General features: G+C 49.3%; 14 protein-coding genes. 7 read left to right on the forward strand and 7 right to left on the reverse strand.

The features are described from left to right. Nucleotides 1-6: 6 nt before the first annotated feature. A complete protein-coding gene (locus K0H60_RS02500) occupies nucleotides 7-2,049 on the forward strand; it encodes a M13 family metallopeptidase (protein WP_220057162.1) in 2,043 nt (680 codons plus the stop codon). Nucleotides 2,050-2,118: 69 nt separating this feature from the next. Here K0H60_RS02500 and hxpB read toward each other — a convergent pair whose 3' ends face one another. Then, a complete protein-coding gene (gene hxpB / locus K0H60_RS02505; RefSeq protein WP_220057163.1) occupies nucleotides 2,119-2,775 on the reverse strand; it encodes a hexitol phosphatase HxpB in 657 nt (218 codons plus the stop codon). Nucleotides 2,776-3,209: 434 nt separating this feature from the next. On the opposite strand from hxpB, the gene acnB reads away from it, so the two are divergent. Next, on the forward strand, nucleotides 3,210-5,807 hold the full coding sequence (gene acnB / locus K0H60_RS02510; RefSeq protein WP_220057164.1) for a bifunctional aconitate hydratase 2/2-methylisocitrate dehydratase: 2,598 nt from the start codon (nucleotides 3,210-3,212) through the stop codon (nucleotides 5,805-5,807). Nucleotides 5,808-5,981: 174 nt separating this feature from the next. On the opposite strand, the gene rsd is transcribed toward acnB, so the two are convergent. Further along, a complete protein-coding gene (gene rsd / locus K0H60_RS02515; RefSeq protein WP_220057165.1) occupies nucleotides 5,982-6,467 on the reverse strand; it encodes a sigma D regulator in 486 nt (161 codons plus the stop codon). A 459-nt stretch (nucleotides 6,468-6,926) separates the two neighbouring features. Here rsd and hemE point away from each other — a divergent pair, with 459 nt between their 5' ends. From hemE to K0H60_RS02530, 3 genes are all read left to right on the forward strand, one after another. Beyond that, nucleotides 6,927-7,991: a uroporphyrinogen decarboxylase gene (gene hemE / locus K0H60_RS02520; RefSeq protein WP_011621241.1), complete on the forward strand. Its 1,065-nt coding sequence runs from the start codon at nucleotides 6,927-6,929 to the stop codon at nucleotides 7,989-7,991. A 377-nt stretch (nucleotides 7,992-8,368) separates the two neighbouring features. Continuing rightward, the gene (locus K0H60_RS02525) at nucleotides 8,369-10,939 is read left to right on the forward strand and encodes a putative bifunctional diguanylate cyclase/phosphodiesterase (RefSeq protein WP_220057166.1); all 2,571 of its coding nucleotides are present in this window, start codon (nucleotides 8,369-8,371) and stop codon (nucleotides 10,937-10,939) included. Nucleotides 10,940-11,014: 75 nt separating this feature from the next. After that, entirely contained in the window at nucleotides 11,015-11,818 is an 804-nt protein-coding gene (locus K0H60_RS02530) for an SDR family oxidoreductase (protein WP_086903796.1), read from the forward strand. 3 nt (nucleotides 11,819-11,821) lie between these two features. Here K0H60_RS02530 and K0H60_RS02535 read toward each other — a convergent pair whose 3' ends face one another. The 4 genes from K0H60_RS02535 to purH form a co-directional block, all read right to left on the reverse strand. After that, complete coding sequence (locus K0H60_RS02535; protein ID WP_088211897.1) at nucleotides 11,822-12,046, reverse strand: hypothetical protein; 225 nt, start codon at nucleotides 12,044-12,046, stop codon at nucleotides 11,822-11,824. Nucleotides 12,047-12,204: 158 nt separating this feature from the next. Next, nucleotides 12,205-15,426 (reverse strand): ImpA family metalloprotease, encoded by a 3,222-nt coding sequence (locus K0H60_RS02540; protein ID WP_220057167.1) that lies wholly within the window; start codon nucleotides 15,424-15,426, stop codon nucleotides 12,205-12,207. Between the two features lie 181 nt (nucleotides 15,427-15,607). Continuing rightward, complete coding sequence (purD, locus tag K0H60_RS02545; RefSeq protein ID WP_220057168.1) at nucleotides 15,608-16,906, reverse strand: phosphoribosylamine--glycine ligase; 1,299 nt, start codon at nucleotides 16,904-16,906, stop codon at nucleotides 15,608-15,610. Between the two features lie 105 nt (nucleotides 16,907-17,011). Further along, nucleotides 17,012-18,610 (reverse strand): bifunctional phosphoribosylaminoimidazolecarboxamide formyltransferase/IMP cyclohydrolase, encoded by a 1,599-nt coding sequence (purH, locus tag K0H60_RS02550; RefSeq protein ID WP_220057169.1) that lies wholly within the window; start codon nucleotides 18,608-18,610, stop codon nucleotides 17,012-17,014. Between the two features lie 336 nt (nucleotides 18,611-18,946). Between purH and zntR the strand changes: the two genes are divergently transcribed. Both zntR and K0H60_RS02560 read left to right on the forward strand, forming a co-directional pair. Next, entirely contained in the window at nucleotides 18,947-19,420 is a 474-nt protein-coding gene (gene zntR, locus K0H60_RS02555; protein WP_023268922.1) for a Zn(2+)-responsive transcriptional regulator, read from the forward strand. A gap of 2 nt (nucleotides 19,421-19,422) precedes the next feature. Beyond that, on the forward strand, nucleotides 19,423-20,919 hold the full coding sequence (locus K0H60_RS02560) for a permease (protein ID WP_220057170.1): 1,497 nt from the start codon (nucleotides 19,423-19,425) through the stop codon (nucleotides 20,917-20,919). 107 nt (nucleotides 20,920-21,026) lie between these two features. Here the strand turns inward: K0H60_RS02560 and K0H60_RS02565 are convergent, their stop codons facing one another. Next, nucleotides 21,027-21,914 carry an SPFH domain-containing protein gene (locus K0H60_RS02565; RefSeq protein WP_011715656.1) on the reverse strand — a complete coding sequence of 296 codons (888 nt, stop codon included), beginning with the start codon at nucleotides 21,912-21,914 and terminating at the stop codon, nucleotides 21,027-21,029. Nucleotides 21,915-22,091: the final 177 nt, after the last annotated feature.

A 22,091-nucleotide genomic window follows, 5' to 3' on the forward strand; every position in this document is an offset into this window, starting at 1 on the left:
AAAACAATGAAGAAGATTAGCACACTGGCGCTGGGGATTGCCCTGAGCCTAGGTTTAGCCGCTTGCAGCAGCGAGCCTAAAACTGAAGTCGCCGCGGTTTCTGGCATTGAATTACAAAACTTTGATGCCTCAGTTCGCCATCAAGACGATTTTTATTACAGCGTGAACGGTAAATGGTTAGCGAATACGCCTATCCCTGCCGACAAGTCTAATTACGGTGCATTCTCTGTGCTGTACGATCAAAGCCAAGATGCGTTGAAAAAAATCATCGATGCCGCCGCAGCGCAAAAAGATGCTGCTCCTGGCTCTAATAATCAAAAAATCGGTGACTTTAACGCCAGCTTTATGAATACCGATTTACTCGAAACCTTAGGCGTAACGCCGCTCAATCCTTTGCTGGCGGATATCGCGGCGGTGAAAACCCACGGCGAATTACCCGCTGTGATGGGCAAATTGCTGACCAGCGGCTCAGGCATTCCCTTTGGTTTCTACGTCAATAACGACGCGAAAAACTCTACCCAATATGCGGTGTATATCAGTCAGTCGGGCTTAACTCTGCCAGACCGTGATTACTACCTCAAAGATGACGCTAAGTTTGCCGCAACCCGCGAAGCGATGGCGAAGTATGTGACCGATATTCTGACCGAAGCCGGCTACAAGAATGCCAAACGCGCGGCGAAAAACGTGGCCGACATCGAGATGATGATCGCTAAGAGCCAGTGGAGCCGCGTTGAATCTCGCGATGCTAACAAGTCTTACAACAAGTTGAGCCGTGCTGAGCTGCAAAAGCTGACTGGCAAGTTTGATATCAATGCCTTTGCGACTAGCGCAGGCCTTGGCGATAAAGTGACGGAAGTCATCGTGCGTCAGCCATCTTATCTAGAAAAGTTAGGCGCTAATTTTGATGCCTTCCCCGTTTCTGCTTGGCAGGATTACTTAACGTTCCACTTAGTGGATAGCTATGCTGAGCTACTCAGCAAAAACTTCGTTGACCTTAACTTTGCCTTCAAAGGCAAAACCTTAATGGGTATTGAAGAGCAACAACCACGCTGGAAAAAGGCTGTAGATGGCGCCGACCAAGTCATTGGTGAATTAGTGGGCGAGGAGTATGTGAAGCAATACTTCAAGCCAGAAGCGAAAGCCCGCATGGAAACCATGATCAAAAACCTGATCAAGGGCTTCGAAGTCAGCATCAATGAACTTGAGTGGATGACGCCTGAAACGAAAGTCGCGGCTCAAGAAAAACTGTCTAAGTTTACCTACAAGATTGGTTATCCAGATAAATGGAAAGACTACTCTGCACTAGAGATCAAGCCTGATGAGTTGGTGGGCAACTATATGCGTTACGCCAACTTCGAATATCAAGACATGATCAACAAGTTAGGTAAGCCAATCGATCGTACCGAGTGGCATATGACACCACAAACGGTCAATGCTTATTACAGCCCTGTAGGCAATGAAATCGTATTCCCAGCAGCGATTCTGCAACCGCCATTCTTCAATATGGAAGCCGATGATGCGGTGAACTACGGTGGTATCGGTGCGGTAATCGGCCACGAAATCAGCCATGGTTTCGACGACCAAGGTGCTAAATACGATGGCGACGGCAACCTGCGTGACTGGTGGTCGGATAAAGACCGTGAAGAGTTCCAAAAACGCGGTAAGCAACTGTCGGCGCAGTATTCTGGCTATGAAGCCCTGCCCGGTAAGTTTGTCAACGGTGATTTAACACTAGGCGAAAACATCGGTGACTTAGGCGGGTTAACCGTAGCGGCTCGTGCCTATGCGATGAGCTTAAACGGTAAACCTGCTCCAGTGCTCGATGGCTTAACGGGCGAGCAGCGCTTCTTCGTCGGTTGGTCACAGGTATGGCGCCGTAACTACCGTGATGAAGAGTTGGGTCGTCGTTTACTGACGGATCCGCATTCACCTAGCCACTACCGTGCTATGGGTACACCGCGCAATATCGAAGCCTTCTACAAAGCCTTCGAGATGAAAGAGAGCGACAAGATGTACTTAAAACCAGAAGAGCGCGTAAAAATCTGGTAATCCATAGGATGAAAATGAAAAAGCCAGACGCATGTCTGGCTTTTTGCTTTTCGCAATTTGGTGTTGTGATTAGCCCAAGATCGCTGGTAAATCTAACAGGCTGTCGGCTTGATGGTGGGCGGCAACCCATTTCGCCTCACCGCGTTGCTCAGGTGCGGGAATGGCGACGGTTTGCATATTGGCGGCGCGGGCGGCAATCAGACCATTAAAAGAGTCTTCAATCGCAAGGCAATAACGCGGGTCGACTCCTAAGGCGGCCGCACAATTTAAGTAAACCTCAGGATGCGGCTTGCCATAGGTGAGTCCTTCGGCGGATTGTATCGCCATAAACTTATCGCTGAGGCTGAGTTTACAGAGTACGGCTTCGATAATGGTGTAAAAAGAGGAGGTCGCTAAGCCTATCTTTAAGCCTTTGGCTTGGCAGTATTCAATCGCCTGATGAACCCCTTGCATAGCTTCGCCCGTTTTCAGTATCTCCTCTGCGACTCTATCGACGATGGCTTTGCTGACCTTAGCATTGTCGTAATCGGCCCAAGGGGCTTTGTGATACCAATAGTCGACACATTGGTCGATGCGTAAACCCGTGGTTTGTTGAATCGTTTCGATAGTGACTGGCACGCCAAGCGCCGATAACACTTCATATTCAACCCGCTGCCAAAGGGGTTCTGAATCGATTAACACACCATCCATATCAAAAATAACAGCTTGAATACTAAGGGATGTCATTACTACTCCAAGGGATGGGAAGGATTACTAAGCGTTATACTCTGGGAACTTGAGTGTATGTTTAAGCTTGGCATCTTCAAAGTCTAAAAAGACATAGTTTAAAAATATTTACGCTTACCTGACGGTTGTGAGCAAAAAAATAATCGTTCGATTTTAAATTGATTAACTTATGTTAACTATTTGTCGCTTATGGTTTTTTGTCTGTTTTCAAACTATTGTCTAATTTCCCTTGTTTTATTCTTGCCGTAAGTTGAGCTGCACCTCCGGATTTAGCCCTTATTTCGTCTTTCGCCGAGTGTGACCTGATTCATACTTTTGCAAAGCTGTAGTATACTGCTGGCCGGAAATACGGGTCGATCATGTCGGACTGTCAGCTTCAATTGAGAAGACGTGCAGTTTCGTTGTTAGAGCGCCAAACAAAGAGGAATGTTGCCGTGCTAGAAGCATATCGTAAACACGTCGCAGAACGTGCTGCAGAGGGCGTAGTCCCTAAGCCATTAGATGCACATCAAGTGGCTGAACTGGTTAAATTGGTTCAAAATCCCCCCGCTGGTGAAGAAGCCGTTATTCTTGACCTGCTAGAAAATCGAATTCCCCCAGGTGTTGACGAAGCCGCTTACGTAAAAGCCGCTTTCTTAGATGCGGTTGCTAAAGGCACTGCAACTTCACCCATCCTGTCTGCCGAACGTGCGACTGAGTTATTAGGCACTATGCAAGGTGGCTATAACATCGAGCCGCTGATCGCTCAGTTAGATAACCCAGCTCTGGCGCCTTTAGCTGCTAAAGCCTTATCTCACACTCTGCTGATGTTTGATTCTTTCCACGATGTGGTTGAGAAAATGGAAGCGGGTAATGCCTATGCTAAACAAGTGGTTGAAGCTTGGGCAAATGCAGACTGGTACTTAAGCCGTCCAAAGTTAGCGGACAAAGTCACCCTGACCGTATTCAAAGTCTCTGGTGAAACCAACACCGACGACCTGTCACCAGCGCCTGATGCTTGGTCACGTCCAGATATCCCATTGCACGCTTTAGCTATGCTGAAAAACGCGCGTGATGGTATCGAGCCAGACGTAGCGGGCAGCGTAGGTCCAATCAAGAAATTAGAAGAACTGAAAACCAAAGGTTTCCCATTAGTTTACGTGGGTGACGTTGTGGGCACAGGTTCATCACGTAAGTCTGCGACTAACTCAGTACTGTGGTTCATGGGCGATGATATCCCATTCGTACCTAACAAACGTGCTGGTGGTTTCTGCTTAGGTGGCAAGATTGCGCCGATTTTCTTCAACACTATGGAAGATGCGGGCGCACTGCCAATCGAACTTGACGTTAGCAAAATGGAAATGGGCGATGTGATCGACATTTACCCATACGCTGGCCAAGTGAAACGTCATGGCTCAGATGAAGTGATTTCTGAGTTCAGCCTGAAAACCGACGTACTGTTAGACGAAGTGCGTGCGGGTGGTCGTATTCCATTGATCATCGGTCGTGGTTTAACTGACAAAGCTCGTGCTGTATTAGGTTTACCAGCTTCTGACGTATTCGTACGTCCTCAAGATATCGCTGACTCTGGCAAAGGTTACACTTTAGCGCAGAAGATGGTCGGTAAGGCCTGCGGTGTTGCTGGCGTGCGTCCAGGCCAATACTGTGAGCCTAAGATGACCTCTGTGGGTTCTCAGGACACTACCGGTCCAATGACCCGTGACGAGCTGAAAGACTTAGCCTGTTTAGGTTTCAGTGCTGACCTGACTATGCAGTCATTCTGCCACACTGCCGCTTATCCAAAACCAGTTGACGTTAACACTCACCACACGCTGCCAGACTTCATCATGAACCGTGGCGGTGTATCTTTACGTCCAGGTGACGGTGTTATCCACTCTTGGTTAAACCGTATGTTATTACCAGACACAGTAGGTACTGGTGGTGACTCACATACGCGTTTCCCAATCGGTATTTCATTCCCAGCAGGTTCTGGTCTAGTTGCCTTCGCAGCGGCGACCGGTGTGATGCCTCTGGACATGCCTGAATCAGTATTAGTGCGCTTCAAGGGCAAGATGCAACCTGGCATCACCCTACGTGACCTAGTACACGCAATCCCATTAAAAGCGATTGAAATGGGTCTGCTGACCGTTGAGAAGAAAGGTAAGATCAACATCTTCTCTGGCCGCGTACTGGAAATCGAAGGCTTAGAAACCCTGAAAGTGGAACAGGCATTCGAACTGTCTGACGCTTCTGCAGAACGCTCTGCAGCGGGTTGTACTATCAAGTTAGACAAAGAGCCAATCATCGAGTACCTGAACTCGAACATCACTATGCTGAAGTGGATGATTGCCGAAGGTTACGGTGACCGTCGTACTATCGAACGTCGTATTAAAGGCATGGAAGAGTGGTTAGCGAATCCTGAGCTGATGAGTGCCGATAAAGATGCTGAGTACGCTGCTGTGATCGAAATCGATCTGAACGAGATCAAAGAGCCAATCCTGTGTGCGCCTAACGATCCTGACGATGCTGTATTACTGTCTTCTGTTGCGCAAACGCAAATCGACGAAGTATTCGTTGGTTCTTGTATGACTAACATCGGTCACTTCCGTGCGACCGGTAAGATGTTAGACAAGTTCGCTAAGACGCTGCCAACCCGTCTGTGGATTGCGCCACCGACTAAGATGGACAAAGACCAGCTGACCGAAGAAGGTTACTACGGTATTTTCGGTCGCGTGGGTGCGCGTATCGAGATCCCTGGCTGTTCACTGTGTATGGGTAACCAAGCACGTGTGGCTGAAGGTGCAACTGTAGTATCGACTTCTACCCGTAACTTCCCGAACCGTTTAGGTACAGGCGCTAACGTTTACTTAGCCTCTGCGGAATTAGCGGCAGTAGCAGCCCTGTTAGGTCGTCTGCCAACGGTTGAAGAATACCAAGAATACGCGAAAGAGTTAGATGCAACAGCAGCTGACACTTACCGTTACTTGAACTTCGATCAAATCGATTCTTACACTAAGAAAGCATCACAAGTGATCTTTCAATCAGCTGTATAATCGATTGATATGACAATGAAAAAGCCAGCGAAAGCTGGCTTTTTTGTTTGTGGATGCTATTGCTAAGCGCTTGGTTAAGAGGTGAATGCCAATCTCAAACATTTATCAAGGATGGCGACTTGCCACTATTGACGCGCAATCATGTGACTCGCGGCGCATAACGGTTAACACTAATTAGGCTTGTTGGGCGTGCCCTGAATACTGGTTATGTAACACTTCGAGCAATTTATCTTCTAATTCGAAACGGGTTTCCATGGTGTGGGCCAGTTCGGAAAGATCCTTATCGAGCTGGTATAACACTTGGTCATCCTGCGCTTCGGCGTACTTATCATTAAAATCTAACGCCGCGTTGGTGGTCGGGGTGATCTTCGGCAGTACTTGCTGGGCTAAGGTTTTGCTCGAGGCGCCAAACTTTTCACAGGCATTGACCACTTGGTCATAGACTTCGAAATGGCCTTCGGAGACGTAATCGACTAATAAATCACAAAAGGATTTCACATGATCGAAGGAGGGAAGGGATTTTTCGGCTTTCCCATAGGGAGGAAGGCCCGCTATCTGGCAGTAATGCACCAAGAGTTTACGACGATTTTCTAGCCATTGATCTATAAGCTTATTTGAACCGCCCCACTTTTGTTCTGCTTTTTCGAGTTCTCTCAGCATGATGCATTCCATTTAAGTGCCAGGACATGACTCTAATGTAGGGGAGAAATAGCTCTTGGATCAACCCTTTTTGTTGGGATTTGCGAGAATTGGCAGATGGACAAACCAGCTGTTTTGTATAAAAAAATGCGGAAATAAAAAGCCCAACGATAGAAACCTATCGTTGGGCGAGTAATGTATATAGCAGGCTCGATGCGACGAGCTTCTTGATTGTTCTTGCTAGCGCAAACTTTTTATACCAAAGGCAGGAAACCAGCGCAACTTTTTTCTGTCTTAGTGTGACTTTGGGTTCGATTAATAAACAGTATGTTATCTGGCTAGCATTTTGACGATAAGTGCTTAAATGGACAGCAATGATGGGGATTAGCTCACATAAATTAGCTCATATTGGTTACATTATTCGCGTAAATGCTAAACTACCGACCCAGCGGATCTCAATAAGTCTAGGAATCAAGCCAAATGGCAGAATTAAAGAATGATCGTTATTTACGCGCCCTACTAAAACAGCCTGTTGATATGACTCCAGTGTGGATGATGCGTCAAGCAGGTCGTTATCTTCCTGAATACAAAGCGACTCGCGCTCAAGCGGGTGACTTCATGTCTTTATGTAAAAACCATGAACTGGCCTGTGAAGTAACGCTACAACCGCTGCGTCGTTACGAGCTGGATGCGGCGATTCTGTTTTCCGATATTCTGACTGTTCCCGATGCTATGGGTTTAGGTCTGTATTTTGAGGCGGGCGAAGGCCCACGTTTTGAGCGCCCAACAGACACTATCGATGCCATCAAAAAATTAGCCGTTCCCGATCCAGAAGATGATCTGGGTTATGTGATGAAAGCGGTTAGCACTATTCGCCGTGAACTGAATGGCCAAGTGCCATTGATTGGTTTCTCTGGTTCTCCTTGGACACTCGCGACTTACATGGTTGAAGGTGGCTCGAGCAAAACCTTCGAAAAAATTAAGAAGATGGCCTACGCAGAGCCAGCGGCGCTGCATATGTTACTCGACAAGTTAGCCGATTCAGTGACTCTGTACCTGAATGCACAGGTTGCTAACGGCGCGCAATCGCTGATGATTTTCGACTCATGGGGCGGCGCGTTATCGCACACGGCTTACCGTGAGTTCTCACTGCGTTATATGCAGAAGATTGTCGATGGCCTGACTCGCTTTGCCGATGGCCGCCAAGTGCCAGTGACCTTATTCACTAAGGGCGGTGGTTTATGGTTAGAAGCCATGGCTGAAACAGGCTGTGACGCCTTAGGCTTAGACTGGACAGTCGACATTGCCGACGCCCGTCGCCGTGTAGGCCATAAAGTGGCACTGCAAGGTAACATGGATCCATCTATGCTGTACGCACCAATTCCACGTATCGAAGAAGAAGTGGCTCAAATTCTGGCGGGCTACGGTGAAGGTACAGGCCATGTGTTTAACTTAGGCCATGGTATTCACCAGCACGTTGACCCAGAGCATGCGGGTGCCTTTATCAAGGCGGTTCATGCTCAATCTAAGCAGTACCATAAGTAAGCGATACTGAAGAAGAAACGGACCCTAGGGTCCGTTTTTTATTGCTGTGTTTCCTTCGCTGAGCAGGATTGATTAAGCACGAAGTACACTGCCTGATAACGCGCAGTTCAATCAAAATAATATAGGAAACAAAGTATTCACAAACGGATTTAGAACATAGGATCTTGATTAACATCTAACTTTTAGAAACTTATTTATCGAATAGCTGTGCTAAATCAAAGGTGTTTTAAACAATTAAATGCATGCTATTGCTTACTTTAGCAACGGATAAAGCAAAGTGATATTTAATCCTATTTGCAAATAAGCTATGTTGCATGGCGCTATAAGGGACTATGTAAAGCCGTTAATCAATTTAATTACGAAAGCCGTGGTAGAAGATGCGCATAGGCAACAAAATATTGGTATTTATTGCGGGGTTTTGTCTGCCTGCGGTTGTGCTTGTGTCCTATTGCCTCGGTTATTGGTTCGACCATAGGGTCGAGCAGTTGCGCCAAGACAATGTGCAGCATGAGCTGACCAATGTTCAACAACAGTTTCATATCGATCTCGACCGCTTAAGTTTCCTGACTAATATCTACGCTTCGCCTCTGTCTCGGGTCGATGGCGATCTGCTAGAGTCAATCGAATCATCATGGCGTGAGAGTGCCATATCCGCCAATTTGCATTGGTTTATTCTGCAAGGCGGACAACTGCAAAGTGTCCTCGCCAATACCTCCAGCATTGCCTTGCCAACACAACAGGAAATTGCCCGTGCGGTACTTGCCGCCAATAAAACTCAGCTTGCAGGAGCTTATCTTGCTGGGGATGTTGGGCTTGTTGTTACCGCGGTTACGGTTGCCCCCGAAGAATTCGTGCTCTTGGTGCGCCAGTTATCGGCACAAGACTTATTAGAATATGCCCAGGTGCCATTAGTCACTCAGGTACAAATGAGCAGCAGCAATCTGGCAACAGCAAAGGATTATGTCGGATTTGTTCAAATCCCGAGTTTGCTGAGTAATATTCCCTTGTATTTGCAGGTGCAGTTTTCAACCGAACCTTTCCAAGAGGTCAAGCTCGACCTCGATTGGGTTTCGGTGGGGATTATTCTACTCGGCGTGTTGATTGTGGCGTTGGGTTACATTTGGCTGCGCGCAGGCCTATTAAAGCCCTTTAAGAGCATGATGAAGCAGTTGGCATTGGTCGACCCTACGGCCAGCGTGTATCGCCCTGTGAGCGGTGAAGGCAACGCCGAGTTAGAAGTGTTGGCTAGCCGAGTGAACAGCTTACTTGCCCGCATATACCAGCAGAAAGAACGTGGTAAAACGACTCTGGAGTCGATTGCCGAGGCGGTGATCCTGACCGATATCAATGCCAAAGTGATCTACATGAATCCCAAGGCCGAGTCCTTACTCGATGTCGCCAGTTGTTACGCCGTGGGTCAGAGTTTAGCGTCGTTATTAAAAGCGGGGGAGCAGTTAAATCAAGCCGTATTCCACTGTATGCGCTTGGGGGAGACCACGCCGCAAGTCGCCAAGATCAAGCTTTTAACCGCCACGCCACGGATTATTGAGCGCAGCATCAGTAACGTGTTGAATCATGATAAAGAAATTACTGGTACTGTGGTGGTGCTGCGGGATATCACCCAAGAAGAATTGCTTAAACGTCAGCTGCAAAAACGCGCAAATTTCGATGGCATTACTGGCTTATTGAATCGCCAAGCCTTCGAAGAGCAGTTACCGCAGTTTGCCAGTCAGGCTAAGCGCATCGCGGTATGTTATCTGGATTTAGAACAGTTTAAGTTGATTAACGATAGCTGTGGGCATACAGCCGGTGATCGCATGTTGGTCTTAGTAGCGCGGGCGATTCAGTCTTGTCTCGGGCCACAGACCTTGTTAGCCCGCCTCGGGGGCGATGAATTTGGCTTAGTGATCTGCGATAGCACTGCTTTATCTGTGGCGCAGCAGTTAAAACAGATCATTGCTCAGGTTTCGCTGCAGGTGTTGCACGATAAAAACTGTAACTATAAGGTCGGCTTGAGTATCGGGGTTGCCTTTGGCCGTGCGCCTTATATCAATGCCTTGGAGCTGCTCAAGGATGCGGATATTGCCTGTATCGCCGCCAAAGCTAAGGGCACAAACCAAATCCATTTTTACGATGATAAAGATAAAGAGCTGACTTATCAGCGTAACGCGCCTAAATGGGCGGTGCGTATCGCACAAGCGATTGAGGAAAACGAACTGCTGCTCTACTACCAACCGATCCGTGGTTTAGGGGCGAGTTCCAAACGGCAACGGATGGAAATCCTACTGAGGATCCAAGAGCCATGCGGTCGTATTTTAGCGCCCGCGCAGTTTATTGCGGCGGCGGAGCGCTTTAAGTTGATGCCTGAAATCGATAAAGAAGTGATACGTAAAGCCTTTTTATGGCTGTCGTTAAATCCACAGTTGTGGCCGGATCACTGTATTTCAATCAACCTTTCTGGCAATAGTCTAGGCGCCGAAGGCATGGTGGAATACATAGCTCAGCAGCAACATATTTTCGATATTCCGAGCCAATGTGTGTGCTTTGAAATTACCGAAACTACGGCAATTCAAAATCGCCAGCGCGGCATGGAGATGTTAAGGCAGCTGCGTAAACTCGGGTTTTCCTTCGCATTGGATGATTTTGGCAGTGGCTTTGCGTCCTACGGTTATCTGCGTGAACTGCCGGTGGACTATGTCAAAATCGACGGCTGCTTCGTGAAGAATTTAGCGGTTAATGCCAAGGATTACGCTATCGTTAAATCTATTCAGGACGTATGCCGCGTCATGGGGATTGAGACGGTTGCCGAGTTTGTCGAAAACCAAGAGATTATCGATAGATTACAAGTGATTGGTATTAACTACGCTCAAGGCTATGCAATCGGACGACCGCAACCTTTGGCCAGTTATTGCCAGCAGTTTGATATGCAGGCGGCACAACGCGCCTAGGGGATTGCGCTTTTAAGATGATTATGCCAATTTACCTCGGAGCATAATTAACACATTGGTAACAAGGGAATAGTTATGGATGGACTGACGGGGAAAGTAGTCATTATTACGGGCGCTTCAGAAGGTATTGGCCGCGCGCTGGCGATCGCTATGGCACGGGTGGGTTGCCAACTGGTGCTCAGTGCCCGCAATGAAACACGTTTAGCCTCCCTTGCCCTCGAAATCGCGAACTATGGTCCGACTCCCTTTGTGTTTGCCGCTGATGTCAGTAGCGCCTCCCAATGTGAAGCCTTAATTCAAGCCACTATTGCCCATTATGGCCGCCTCGATATTCTCGTGAATAACGCGGGTATGACCATGTGGTCGCGTTTTGATGAGCTCAATCAGTTGTCTGTGCTCGAAGATATCATGCGAGTCAACTATTTAGGCCCAGCGTATTTAACTCACGCCGCTTTACCCTATTTAAAGTCGAGCCAAGGTCAGGTGGTGGTGGTCGCTTCTGTGGCAGGGTTAACGGGCGTGCCGACACGCAGTGGCTATGCCGCCTCTAAACACGCGGTTATCGGCTTTTTTGATTCGCTGCGGATTGAGCTGGCGGATGATAATGTCGCCGTGACTGTGATTTGTCCTGATTTTGTCGTGTCGCAAATTCATAAGCGTGCCCTCGACGGCGAGGGTAAGCCCCTTGGTAAATCCCCGATGCAGGAAGCCAAAATTATCACCGCCGAGCAATGCGCGAACATGATGCTCCCTGTGATCGCGACCCGAGGTCGGCAGCTTATTACGTCACTACGTGGCCGACTCGGGCGCTGGCTAAAGCTTATTGCACCGGGTTTAATCGATAAAATTGCCCGCAAGGCGATTGCTTCAGGCCATTAACACTTATTTGCCGCGGTTGAGGTGCTTCACAATGGCTTGCTCGGCCTCGCTTTGGGTCGCCTTATCGCCATCGGCCTGAATATGGGCGGTGGCTTTGTGGCCTGTGAGGTCCTCGGCAATGTGCAACCAGTCGGGGTGCCAGTAAAAATTCTGTCCCGATAGCGTTTGCCAATTGTGCACGCCAGACTTTTCCCCTTGATAAATAATGTCTTTGATCGAATATCCCATAAATAACCCCTGATATTTTTTGTTGGGTCTAGATAGTGCGCCCGCCAAAGGGGGGCTTGTGTGCGTTAGCTCACGCTTTAAGGCAAAAATAAACCCCGCATAGGCGAGGTTTATGGGTGATTGGGCTTGGATGCTAGGCTATCGACATCTATGACCCATTAAGGCTTAGCACATTGGCTAGGTGAGCCTGTGCCTTTCCACAATGTGCTGCCATCGCTAAGTGACAGCGGGATAAAGTTTAAACCTTGGCTCATATTTGCCGGCGGTAAATCGGTTTCAAGCTCATACATGCCCATAGGCACCGTACCTTGGCTGGCGTTTGCCGTCACCTGCGCCGCGGCGAGGCTTGAGTAACGCAGGCCCAACACATCAAAATGGCTGCGCCAATCTTTGCCTGTGAGCTTACTCAGTGATACCAGCATAAAGTCATTGCCTGGAATATCTCTCACCGTTTTGCCGCCGTAAACGCTATGACCCTCGTATAGGAAGAGTTCAAAGCCCAGTTTGCTGCGGTTAGCCTCCCAGTCGCTGGCATTATTGGCGTATTTGCCAAAGATGCGGCTGTGCTGGTACAGCAGGGTGAAGATATTGAAGCCATTGCTTAAGCTGGTGCCGTCGCTGAGTGTCATGCCATGGGCTTTTAGCGCCATTTGGATGTAAAACGCCATGCGATAGCCGTTGTGTACCGCGTAGGCATTGTTGGCCCAAGGGGCGGTGTATCTGTCTTCGCCCGCATCGAGCACTTTGCAGTTAGCACCGAAGACCACGCGTTTGCCACTGGTATCCGTGGTGCCAGCGGCATCGGACATAAACACATAGAAGAGATCTTTGTGATTCATATGACCATCGGTGATGGTGTTGGTATTACCATCACGCAAATAATGGGTTTTCCATAGCACCACATAGGGGAAGATATTGTTGGAGTTTTCCCCCGCGCGGCTGCCATAGCCTGTCCAATTGTCGCTGTTGGCGGCAGTGGCATATTGCACGTTTAGACGGTTAGTTTGCAGATTGTGGCCGAGCTCGTGGTTATCTCCCCAACCCGTGGGTGAAATATTCCAAGCCGCATCCCATGGATTACCGCTACAACCTGAGCCACAGTGGGCGTTTTGGTCATAGTTAGCGTGTTGGATGATGCTGCGGGTATGCAAACTGGCATCGGCGCAATCGGCGCCAAACAGTGCCTGACAGCTGGCAAGCACATCCGAGGGGAGAGATTCACTTAAGCTCTTACCTTGGATCTTCAGCCCTGCGAGGGTATACACGCTGTTGATATGATCCTCGACAATGCTCTTAAGCAGCGCGTTGACATCCGGGATCTTACCGCCAATCGCATTCATAAAACGGTCGCGGCGCAAATGTTGCTCGGCGCCATCGGTACGAAGATCCACATGGGGCAACTCAGTATTTTGGATCTTATCGTTAAAGGCCGTTATTTCCGCGGGATTGGAAAAATCCATAATGCTGGGGTGCTTAGCCACATTTTTGGCTTGCACATCGACACTAAGCGCTCCTTCGCCACCACTGATATAGAGGTAAATGGGGCCGCCATAGGGGGTTGAAAACTCAATACTTTGCCCTTTGGTGAGCTTGAGGCGTTGCTGGGCAAGTTCCAATGGCGCGCGATAAACCTTTTGTTCATAGGCGCGGTTAGTATTACGTCTATGATAATTCAGCTTAATTTCGACATTCGCGTTTGTGTTATCTAAGCGGCTGAGGGTGATGGTCTGTCCGGGTAAGGCGTACCAGCCCGTGGTTGTCCACTGGCCAGAGTAAGGCACTGCGATGCTCTTACGTTCCGTCACTGTGGCAGGATAAGCGTAATGGGCATTGCTGCCCTTGCTTAGATTAGCCCTGTCGGTGACATACTCACCTAAGTCAGCTTGGGCGAGGTTGTGGGCGCGGGCGTAGCTGACAGTCCAATCGGCAAACAGGGCTTGCTGCCACTGGGCGGATTCGGTGTAGGCGATAGGGTAATCGATTTCACTGCGATACTTGTCGGCGAGCAGTAACCCCGCTTTCATCAAGCTGAAATTAGGGCTGTTAAAAGCATCTATATCATTGTTATCTAAGGTTTCGGCATTGCTGCGATACCAATCCGCGCCCGCCTTAAAGGCCTCGACAAAGGCGCTACTGTTACAGCTTAAATAGTTGCCGCTGCAGTCATTGAGTACTTGCGTGTCGAAGCGTTGTTCCCGCAGGTTGGCAAGTAGTTTTTCTACATCTGTTAGTGCTTTATCTTCCGCCAGAATAGTGCTCACACTCAGATTATCGGCGTTGAGTTTGGACCAATAGTTTCCTGCGGTAGAGAGCCCCATCTCAAGATAGAGTGGCGAGAGCATAGGGCTTTGATTACGCCAGTAGTTTGAAACTAGCAGCGGAATTCCCGCGGCCTTGGCTTTAGCGATGGCCGCTTGAATGCCCGCGTATCCTAGGCCATCTCGATCAATATCGCTGATAACAATTAAATCGGGTTTTAAGGTATCGATACAGCTGGCAAGGGCGCTGTAATCACAGCTATTGGCGGCATTGATGCTGTGAGCATCGGGATAGTACTTGCTTAGCCAAGTGCGGATCCCTTCGTTATGGGGGAAATACCAGTTGTCGGCACGGCTCGGCATTTGTGCCGTGACTATGCTAAGGCCATCCTGCTGATCGCCGCCTTTGGTCAGCCATCCGATAAGGTTTTTAAGCAGCTTATCGCTCTCATCTGAATTATTAACCGCAAACAGGTTGCCACCCATGGCGGCATAACGCTGGCTCTGTTGTACGCCCGCCATCACTAAACCGCGTACGGCGCTGGCGCCACTGCCATCCACATTCGATGGCAGTAAGGTAAAAGTGTTTTCCGGCATAAAGCTCGAAAAAGTGATGGAATCATGGGTCGGATGCCAACTGATGCTGTTACCCACACCTTGATAGAGTTCGGTGATTTGCGCCGTGCGGGCAGCATCTACTTTCGCAAGTTCAGCAGTGCTGAAATCAATCAACTCATTGGCGCTGGCAAGGGTATGGTCTTGATGGCGAATGGCATTTTCAGCATTGCTGATAAAGCTTGGGGTAATAGTGCAATCGGCACTCATAGCCGCCGTAGTATAAGTCAGTTCTGTTAGCATACCGCCACAGCCGCTGATGCTATCCAGCACAAAGCCATTATCGGCTTGAACACTAAAGCTGGCACTTTTACCCGCATCGACCTTTTGGCTGGTGGGTGCGAGTTTGCCACCTAAGACTGAACTTGTACTCACCGTATATTGAGTCACAGCTGGAGGTTGGACTGGTGGCTCTGTCGGTGGTGTTGTGCTACCCGTGTCCTCTGAGCCACCGCCACAACCAGCGAGTATAAGGGCGATGGCGGCAGAAATGAGTCTAGTCTCCATGGAGAGTCCTTAGCATTTGTAGGTAATTAACATTTGCGTAGCATTGTATAGGAATAATCTGAGTTAAAGTAGATGCATCTTGATTAAATCTCATATAAATCATTATCTTAAAATTGACGGCCGTCAATTTTAAGGCATAAAAAAACCGGCTGGCAGCCGGTTTTTTTGAATGATTTAGCCTTTAGTCCTGTTGTTCACGGGCAATGGCGCGATAACCAATATCGGTACGGAAATACACATCATCCCAGTGGATTTCCTCAACCAGCAGATAAGCGGCTTTTTGTGCTTCGGTCACTGTGTGTCCTAAGGCTGTCGCACATAATACGCGGCCGCCGTTGGTGACCACATGGCCGTCTTTCATCTCAGTACCCGCGTGGAAGACCTTAGCATCGTGATTACCTAGGCTTAAACCCTGGATCACATCGCCTTTGCGGTAGTCGTCTGGGTAACCGCCAGCGGCTAACACGACACCGACTGCGGCGCGAGCATCGTACTCGGCGGTGACTTTATCCAGCTCGCCACGGGTGGCGGCTAAACACAGCTCAACCAGATCAGACTTTAAGCGCATCATAATAGGTTGGGTTTCTGGATCGCCAAAGCGGCAATTGTATTCCAGTACTTTGGCGCTGCCATCGGGTGCGATCATCAGACCCGCATACAGGAAGCCAGTGTAAACATTGCCTTCAGCCGCCATGCCATCAACCGTTGGGCGGATAACGTTAGCGATTGTCCAATCATGAACGCTTTGAGTGACCACAGGTGCTGGTGAGTAAGCGCCCATGCCGCCAGTGTTTGGACCGTGGTCGGCGTTATCACGGGCTTTATGGTCTTGGCTGGTCGCCATGGCGAGGATATTTTTACCATCGACCATAACAATAAAGCTGGCTTCTTCGCCTTTTAAGAATTCTTCGATAACCACGCGAGAACCCGCATCGCCAAACTTGTTGCCCGCGAGCATATCTTCGATGGCAGCATCCGCTTCGGCTTGGTCTTGGGCGATGATCACGCCTTTACCCGCCGCTAAACCGTCGGCCTTGATTACGACTGGGTAACCCGTCTTGCCTGTCAGTTCACGTACGAAGGCTTTAGCGTCTTGGATTTCGGTACAGTTTTTATAACCCGCGGTAGGAATATTGTGGCGAGCCAAAAAGTCCTTAGTGAAGGCTTTAGAACCTTCTAACTGCGCAGCCGCTTTGGTTGGTCCAAAAATGGGCAGACCCGCAGTGTTAAAGGCATCGACCACACCTAATACCAGCGGCGCTTCCGGGCCAACGATGGTGAGTTCGATCTGATTGGTTTTAGCAAAATCGAGCAGGGCAGGAATGTCAGTTGCACTGATATTTAAGTTTTCAAGCTTTGGCTCGAGAGCCGTGCCCGCGTTACCCGGCGCAACATAAACCAGCTCTACCTGAGGTGATTGTGCCGCTTTCCAAGCTAGGGCATGTTCGCGGCCGCCGCCACCAATAACTAATACTTTCATGTTAAGTCATCCCTTTGAGTTTTAAATTCTTGTGGTTAGATACTTATGTTCACTGAGTGCGATAAACGAAACAGCCAGCACATGGCGTGCTGGCTGTAGGTGGCATTAGTGACGGAAGTGGCGCATGCCAGTCATTACCATGGCCATGCCGTGCTCATCGGCTGCGGCGATGATTTCAGCATCGCGCATTGAGCCACCTGGCTGGATGATGCAGCTGATGCCCGCCGCCGCCGCGGCATCGATACCGTCGCGGAAAGGGAAGAAGGCATCGGACGCCATCACAGAGTTAACCACTTCTAGGCCTTCATCGGCGGCCTTGATACCCGCAATCTTAGCACTGTAGACGCGGCTCATTTGGCCGGCGCCAACACCGATTGTCATGCCGTCTTTAGCGTAAACAATTGCGTTAGATTTAACGAACTTAGCCACTTTCCAGCAGAACATTAAGTCCTTCAGCTCGCTCTCGGTTGGTTGACGTTTAGTCACGACTTTAATGTCATCTAAGCCAACCATGCCTTGGTCGCGGTCTTGCACCAGCAGGCCACCGTTCACGCGCTTATAGTCTAAGGTCTTGGTCTTAGTATCCCATTGACCGCACTCTAACAGACGCACGTTGGTTTTCTTGGCCACTACATCGCGTGCGCCTTGGCTCACGACTGGCGCAATAATCACTTCAACGAATTGGCGTTCAACGATAGCGCTAGCGGTTGCTGCATCTAACTCGCCGTTGAAGGCGATAATGCCGCCAAAGGCTGATGTTGGGTCAGTTTGGTAGGCGCGGTTATAGGCATCGAGTAAGTCTTTACCCAGTGCAACACCACATGGGTTAGCGTGTTTAACGATAACGCAGGCTGGCTCGCTGAACTCTTTCACACACTCAAGGGCGGCATCGGTATCGGCGATGTTGTTGTAAGACAGTGCCTTACCTTGCAATTGAACTGCAGTTGCGACTGAGGCTTCGTCGATCTTAGTGTCAACATAGAAGGCTGCAGTTTGGTGGCTGTTTTCACCGTAACGCAGATCTTGTTTCTTCACTAATTGAGTGTTGAAGGTGCGTGGGAACTTAGAATCTTCGAAGCACTCATCAGTGCTGTGTGCAGGAACCATAGTGCCGAAGTAGTTGGCGATCATGCCATCGTAACCCGCAGTGTGTTCGAAGGCAGCAATCGCTAAATCGAAACGGGTCGCGAGAGTCGTGCTGCCATTGTTGGCGGCCATTTCGGCTAATACGCGGTTATAGTCGGCCGCATTTACCACGATAGTCACGTCTTTATGGTTTTTCGCCGCAGCGCGCACCATAGTCGGGCCACCGATGTCGATGTTTTCAATCGCATCTTCTAAGGTGCAACCGGCTTTAGCAACGGTATCGGCAAAAGGGTAGAGGTTAACCGCAACCAGATCGATTGCATTGATGTTGTTGGCAGCCATGACATTTTCATCAAGACCGCGACGCGCCAAAATGCCACCATGCACTTTAGGGTGCAGGGTCTTAACGCGACCATCCATGATCTCAGGGTGTCCTGTATAGTCAGATACTTCGATAACAGGCACGCCGTTATCCGCTAACAAGCGAGCGGTGCCGCCCGTTGACAGCAGTTCAACGCCTTGGGCGTGTAATGCTTTGGCGAATTCGAGAATTCCGGTTTTATCTGAAACGCTTAACAGCGCGCGACGAATGGGTCTGGCATTATTTGCAACAGTCATTTGGGTACAGGGTCCAGTTATTTTAGTTTCAAGGATCTTTCGGAAAACAGAACAACTTCTATCGGATTCTGCTTTCCAAAAGCCCCTTGGTCCTACTTATATTTTTTGTCCCAGCGTCAGGCGCGCGTATTCTACCGTAAAACTGGATTTACGGGTGTTTTTTCTGCGCGATTTCACAATATTGATATCAGAACAAAGTGGAATGATTTTTGGGCGAGGTGTAAATTTCAAAATAGCCCTTGACCTTGGAGTAGGCTCTAAGGTTTATACTCGCTTCATCATATTGATTGTCAGTGTTGCTTGAGATGATTCGAGTAAAACTGCAAAGGATTAACTATGTACCGAATTGGTGAGTTAGCCGATTTATGCGAGGTTAAGGCCGACACCCTCAGATTCTATGAGAAACACGGCCTGCTTTCGCCTTCGAGCCGTACCGACTCTGGCTATCGGGTCTATACCGACGCCGACGCGGCGCGGCTGCGTTTTATTCTGCGGGCGAAGGCGGTGGGTTTTACCTTAAGTGAAATCAGTGAGCTGTTGTCTATCGACCTCGACAAATCCAACTGGGCCTGTGCCGATGTTAAGGGCATGGTCGATCTTAAGCTGGCGCAGGTGCAAGCCAAAATTGCCGAGTTATTGCATTTTCAAACCAGCTTACAGAGTCTGTCGGATGCCTGCTGCGGCGGGCCGCGTAGCGCCGAACATTGCTCGATTTTAGAGGCGCTAGAGTCGAGTACCGAAAGAGTACGCGTTGAGCATGACCATGGCGCCACAGATTGCACCACAACCCTAGATAAGTCAGGGAATTAATTATGTTATTGAAGAATTTTATCGATCTGTTTTTAGATTCCGCCCCTTGGCTATTGCTCGGCTTGATTCTGGCGGGCTTACTCAAAGTGTTTGTGCCTATGGCCTGGATGCAAAAGCAGCTCGGCGGACATGGCTTTAAAACCGTAGTTAAGGCGGCGTTATTGGGCGCGCCTTTACCTCTGTGTTCCTGCGGTGTGATCCCAGCGGCCGTTGGGCTGCGCCGCTCAGGCGCATCGAAAGCGGCAACTACTTCCTTTTTAGTCTCGACACCTGAGACAGGGGTCGACTCTGTAACCGTTTCCTATGTTTTACTCGGCCCTTTTATGGCGATAGTGCGGCCGATTGCGGCGATCACTAGCGCTATTGTCGCGGGTCTTTTAGTCGGGCGTGATGATGACGATGGCAAGCCTGCGGCTAAGACCCTGTCAGACACGGCTCAGTCAGACAAGGCATTAGCTAGCGCTGCTCCTGTTGCTTCATGCTGTGCTTCAAAATCTTCGTCGGCAGAAACAGTGGTAAAAGCCGAAGCGGTAAAAAGCTGCTGTTCATCGACTAAGGAGCCTGCAATTACGCCAGTTAAGTCTTCTTGCTGCGGCAGTGATGATGCGAAAGCGCCAGCAACTGAGCCGAAAATCAAAATGACACCTATGGCTACGCCAAGCCTAATGGCGGCTGGAGGCCCAAGCATGGGTACTGTCAGTATGGTTAATGTCGCTAAGGGTGATGGAGCTAAGGCTAAGCCTGTTAAGGTCGAAAGTGCAGGTTCATGTTGTGGTACTCAAACCGTTGCGCCAGAAAAAATCGTGGTAGTGAAGAAAGGCGCTTGTTGTGGCACTAGCTCGAAGGCGGCTGATGGGCATAAAGCCGAAGGTGAAAGCTGCTGCGCGTCCACGCAGGATATGGCGACTGAGCTTAAGTCAGAATCTGTGATTGCGCGTATCGGACTTGGACTTAAATATGCGGCGACGGATCTCGTGCGTGATACGACCCTCTGGTTGCTGGTGGGGTTATTCTTCGCGGCATTAGTACAAACCTATGTTCCTGCTGACTTTTTAGCTAAGTGGGGCGATGGATTGCTGGCAATGCTGGTGATGGTGCTAGTGTCTGTACCTATGTATATCTGCGCCACAGCATCGACGCCGATTGCGGCGGGCTTGTTGCTCGCAGGCGTATCTCCCGGCGCTGTGCTGGTGTTTATGATGGCAGGTCCTGCAACCAATATTGCCACCTTAGGCGTAGTGACTAAGGAGCTGGGTAAGCGTGCGCTCTACGGTTATCTTGGCGGCGTGTTAGGTGTAGCCTTAGTTGCTGGTGCCTTAGTGAACTATCTAGTGGCCAACTTTGGTTTTGAGGTGATGCCACAGATTGGCGAGCAGCACCAAATGTTGCCCGAGTGGTTAGTTGCTGCCTCTGGCATAGTGCTCGCCTTGCTGATGGCGAAAGTGGTGTTCGAGAAAATCCCTCGCAGTTGGCTGCGCCGCAGTGACTGCTGTTCATAGCGCTAATGCTAACTAAAAATCCCCAGCAATGACTGGGGATTTTTTATGGTATAGCCTAATGCGTATTGCTAGTGGCACATAGCTTACTAGCGATGCTTAGTCGTTTATTAGTTCGACTTCTTAGCATCGATAAAGGGCAGGGTGCCAGTGGGTAAGACTGTGGTTGGCAGCTTGCCGTCCCATTTCTCGGCCTTGGTCAGTTCGACTAGGTTTTGGTTTTGTGCCAGTGCCTCGGCGCGGCTCTTAATGGCAGAGGCTTCTGCATCCCCTTTAATCCTAATACTTTCGGCCTCAGCCTTAGCGCGGGCAAGCTGCGAGTCGGCTTCCGCCTGAGCTTGAGTCACGGCGATTTGGGCGCTAACTCTTTCTTTCTCGAGGTTTTGCAGTTGAGTTTGTACCTCAACCTCGGCGCGCATTCTGTCTTCTACGGACTTTTCATAGGCGTTAGAGAAGTCGATATTTTCAATCTGTACTGAAGTGATTTCGATGGGGCCTTTGACCGAGTTGGTGATGGCGCTGGTGACATCGATACCGAATTTAATCCGCTCCTGCACGACCGAAATTGCAGTGTATTTACCAAAAATGTTTTCGACTTGCGTCGGTACTTGGCGGTCGAGTAGTCGTGCCACCATGGCATCGATACTCTTAAAATTGGCATAGACTTCTTCGACGCGATCCGGCGGCACGTTGAAGGTCACCGAAGCGTTGAGGGTCGCGGGTTGCTGATCGCGGCTATAGGCCTGCAATGAGCTGTAGCTGGTGGTGTGGGTTTGGGTTGAGATTTTTACGACTGTATCAAACAGCGGCAGTTTAAAGCCCAGTCCTGGCTCGGCGGTGCCGATGATCTTACCGTTACGCAGGATCACCCCGCGTTCACCTTGGTCGACCGTATACCAACTACCAAATAATGAGATAAACAGGATCAATAAAATCACCACAGGGATGATTTTAGAGAGGCCGATGGAGCTCGGCAGATTGAGTTCATTTTTAATCATGTAGCTTCCTTTGCTGATGTGTTGCGATAGGTGGAATTTATATTTATCGGGGTAGAATACGGTTTGTTTTTTAATCATTTAGATTACATTTTGCCGCAAAATGTAACTTAATGGTTAATGCATAGCAATCATCCCTAAGCAAAGTCGTTGTCACGTGACTCTGATCCTATTCTCCAT

Origin of the sequence: Shewanella mangrovisoli, assembly GCF_019457635.1 — a bacterium.
Taxonomy (GTDB): Bacteria; Pseudomonadota; Gammaproteobacteria; order Enterobacterales; family Shewanellaceae; genus Shewanella; species Shewanella mangrovisoli.

Bases quoted from the DNA above. Each gene is read 5' to 3' on its own strand.
- K0H60_RS02500 (WP_220057162.1), top strand. From the start codon at position 7: ATGAAGAAGATTAGCACACTGGCGCTGGGGATTGCCCTGAGCCTAGGT.
- hxpB (WP_220057163.1), bottom strand. From the start codon at position 2,775: ATGACATCCCTTAGTATTCAAGCTGTTATTTTTGATATGGATGGTGTG.
- rsd (WP_220057165.1), bottom strand. From the start codon at position 6,467: ATGCTGAGAGAACTCGAAAAAGCAGAACAAAAGTGGGGCGGTTCAAAT.
- hemE (WP_011621241.1), top strand. From the start codon at position 6,927: ATGGCAGAATTAAAGAATGATCGTTATTTACGCGCCCTACTAAAACAG.
- K0H60_RS02525 (WP_220057166.1), top strand. From the start codon at position 8,369: ATGCGCATAGGCAACAAAATATTGGTATTTATTGCGGGGTTTTGTCTG.
- K0H60_RS02530 (WP_086903796.1), top strand. From the start codon at position 11,015: ATGGATGGACTGACGGGGAAAGTAGTCATTATTACGGGCGCTTCAGAA.
- K0H60_RS02535 (WP_088211897.1), bottom strand. From the start codon at position 12,046: ATGGGATATTCGATCAAAGACATTATTTATCAAGGGGAAAAGTCTGGC.
- K0H60_RS02540 (WP_220057167.1), bottom strand. From the start codon at position 15,426: ATGGAGACTAGACTCATTTCTGCCGCCATCGCCCTTATACTCGCTGGT.
- purD (WP_220057168.1), bottom strand. From the start codon at position 16,906: ATGAAAGTATTAGTTATTGGTGGCGGCGGCCGCGAACATGCCCTAGCT.
- purH (WP_220057169.1), bottom strand. From the start codon at position 18,610: ATGACTGTTGCAAATAATGCCAGACCCATTCGTCGCGCGCTGTTAAGC.
- zntR (WP_023268922.1), top strand. From the start codon at position 18,947: ATGTACCGAATTGGTGAGTTAGCCGATTTATGCGAGGTTAAGGCCGAC.
- K0H60_RS02560 (WP_220057170.1), top strand. From the start codon at position 19,423: ATGTTATTGAAGAATTTTATCGATCTGTTTTTAGATTCCGCCCCTTGG.
- K0H60_RS02565 (WP_011715656.1), bottom strand. From the start codon at position 21,914: ATGATTAAAAATGAACTCAATCTGCCGAGCTCCATCGGCCTCTCTAAA.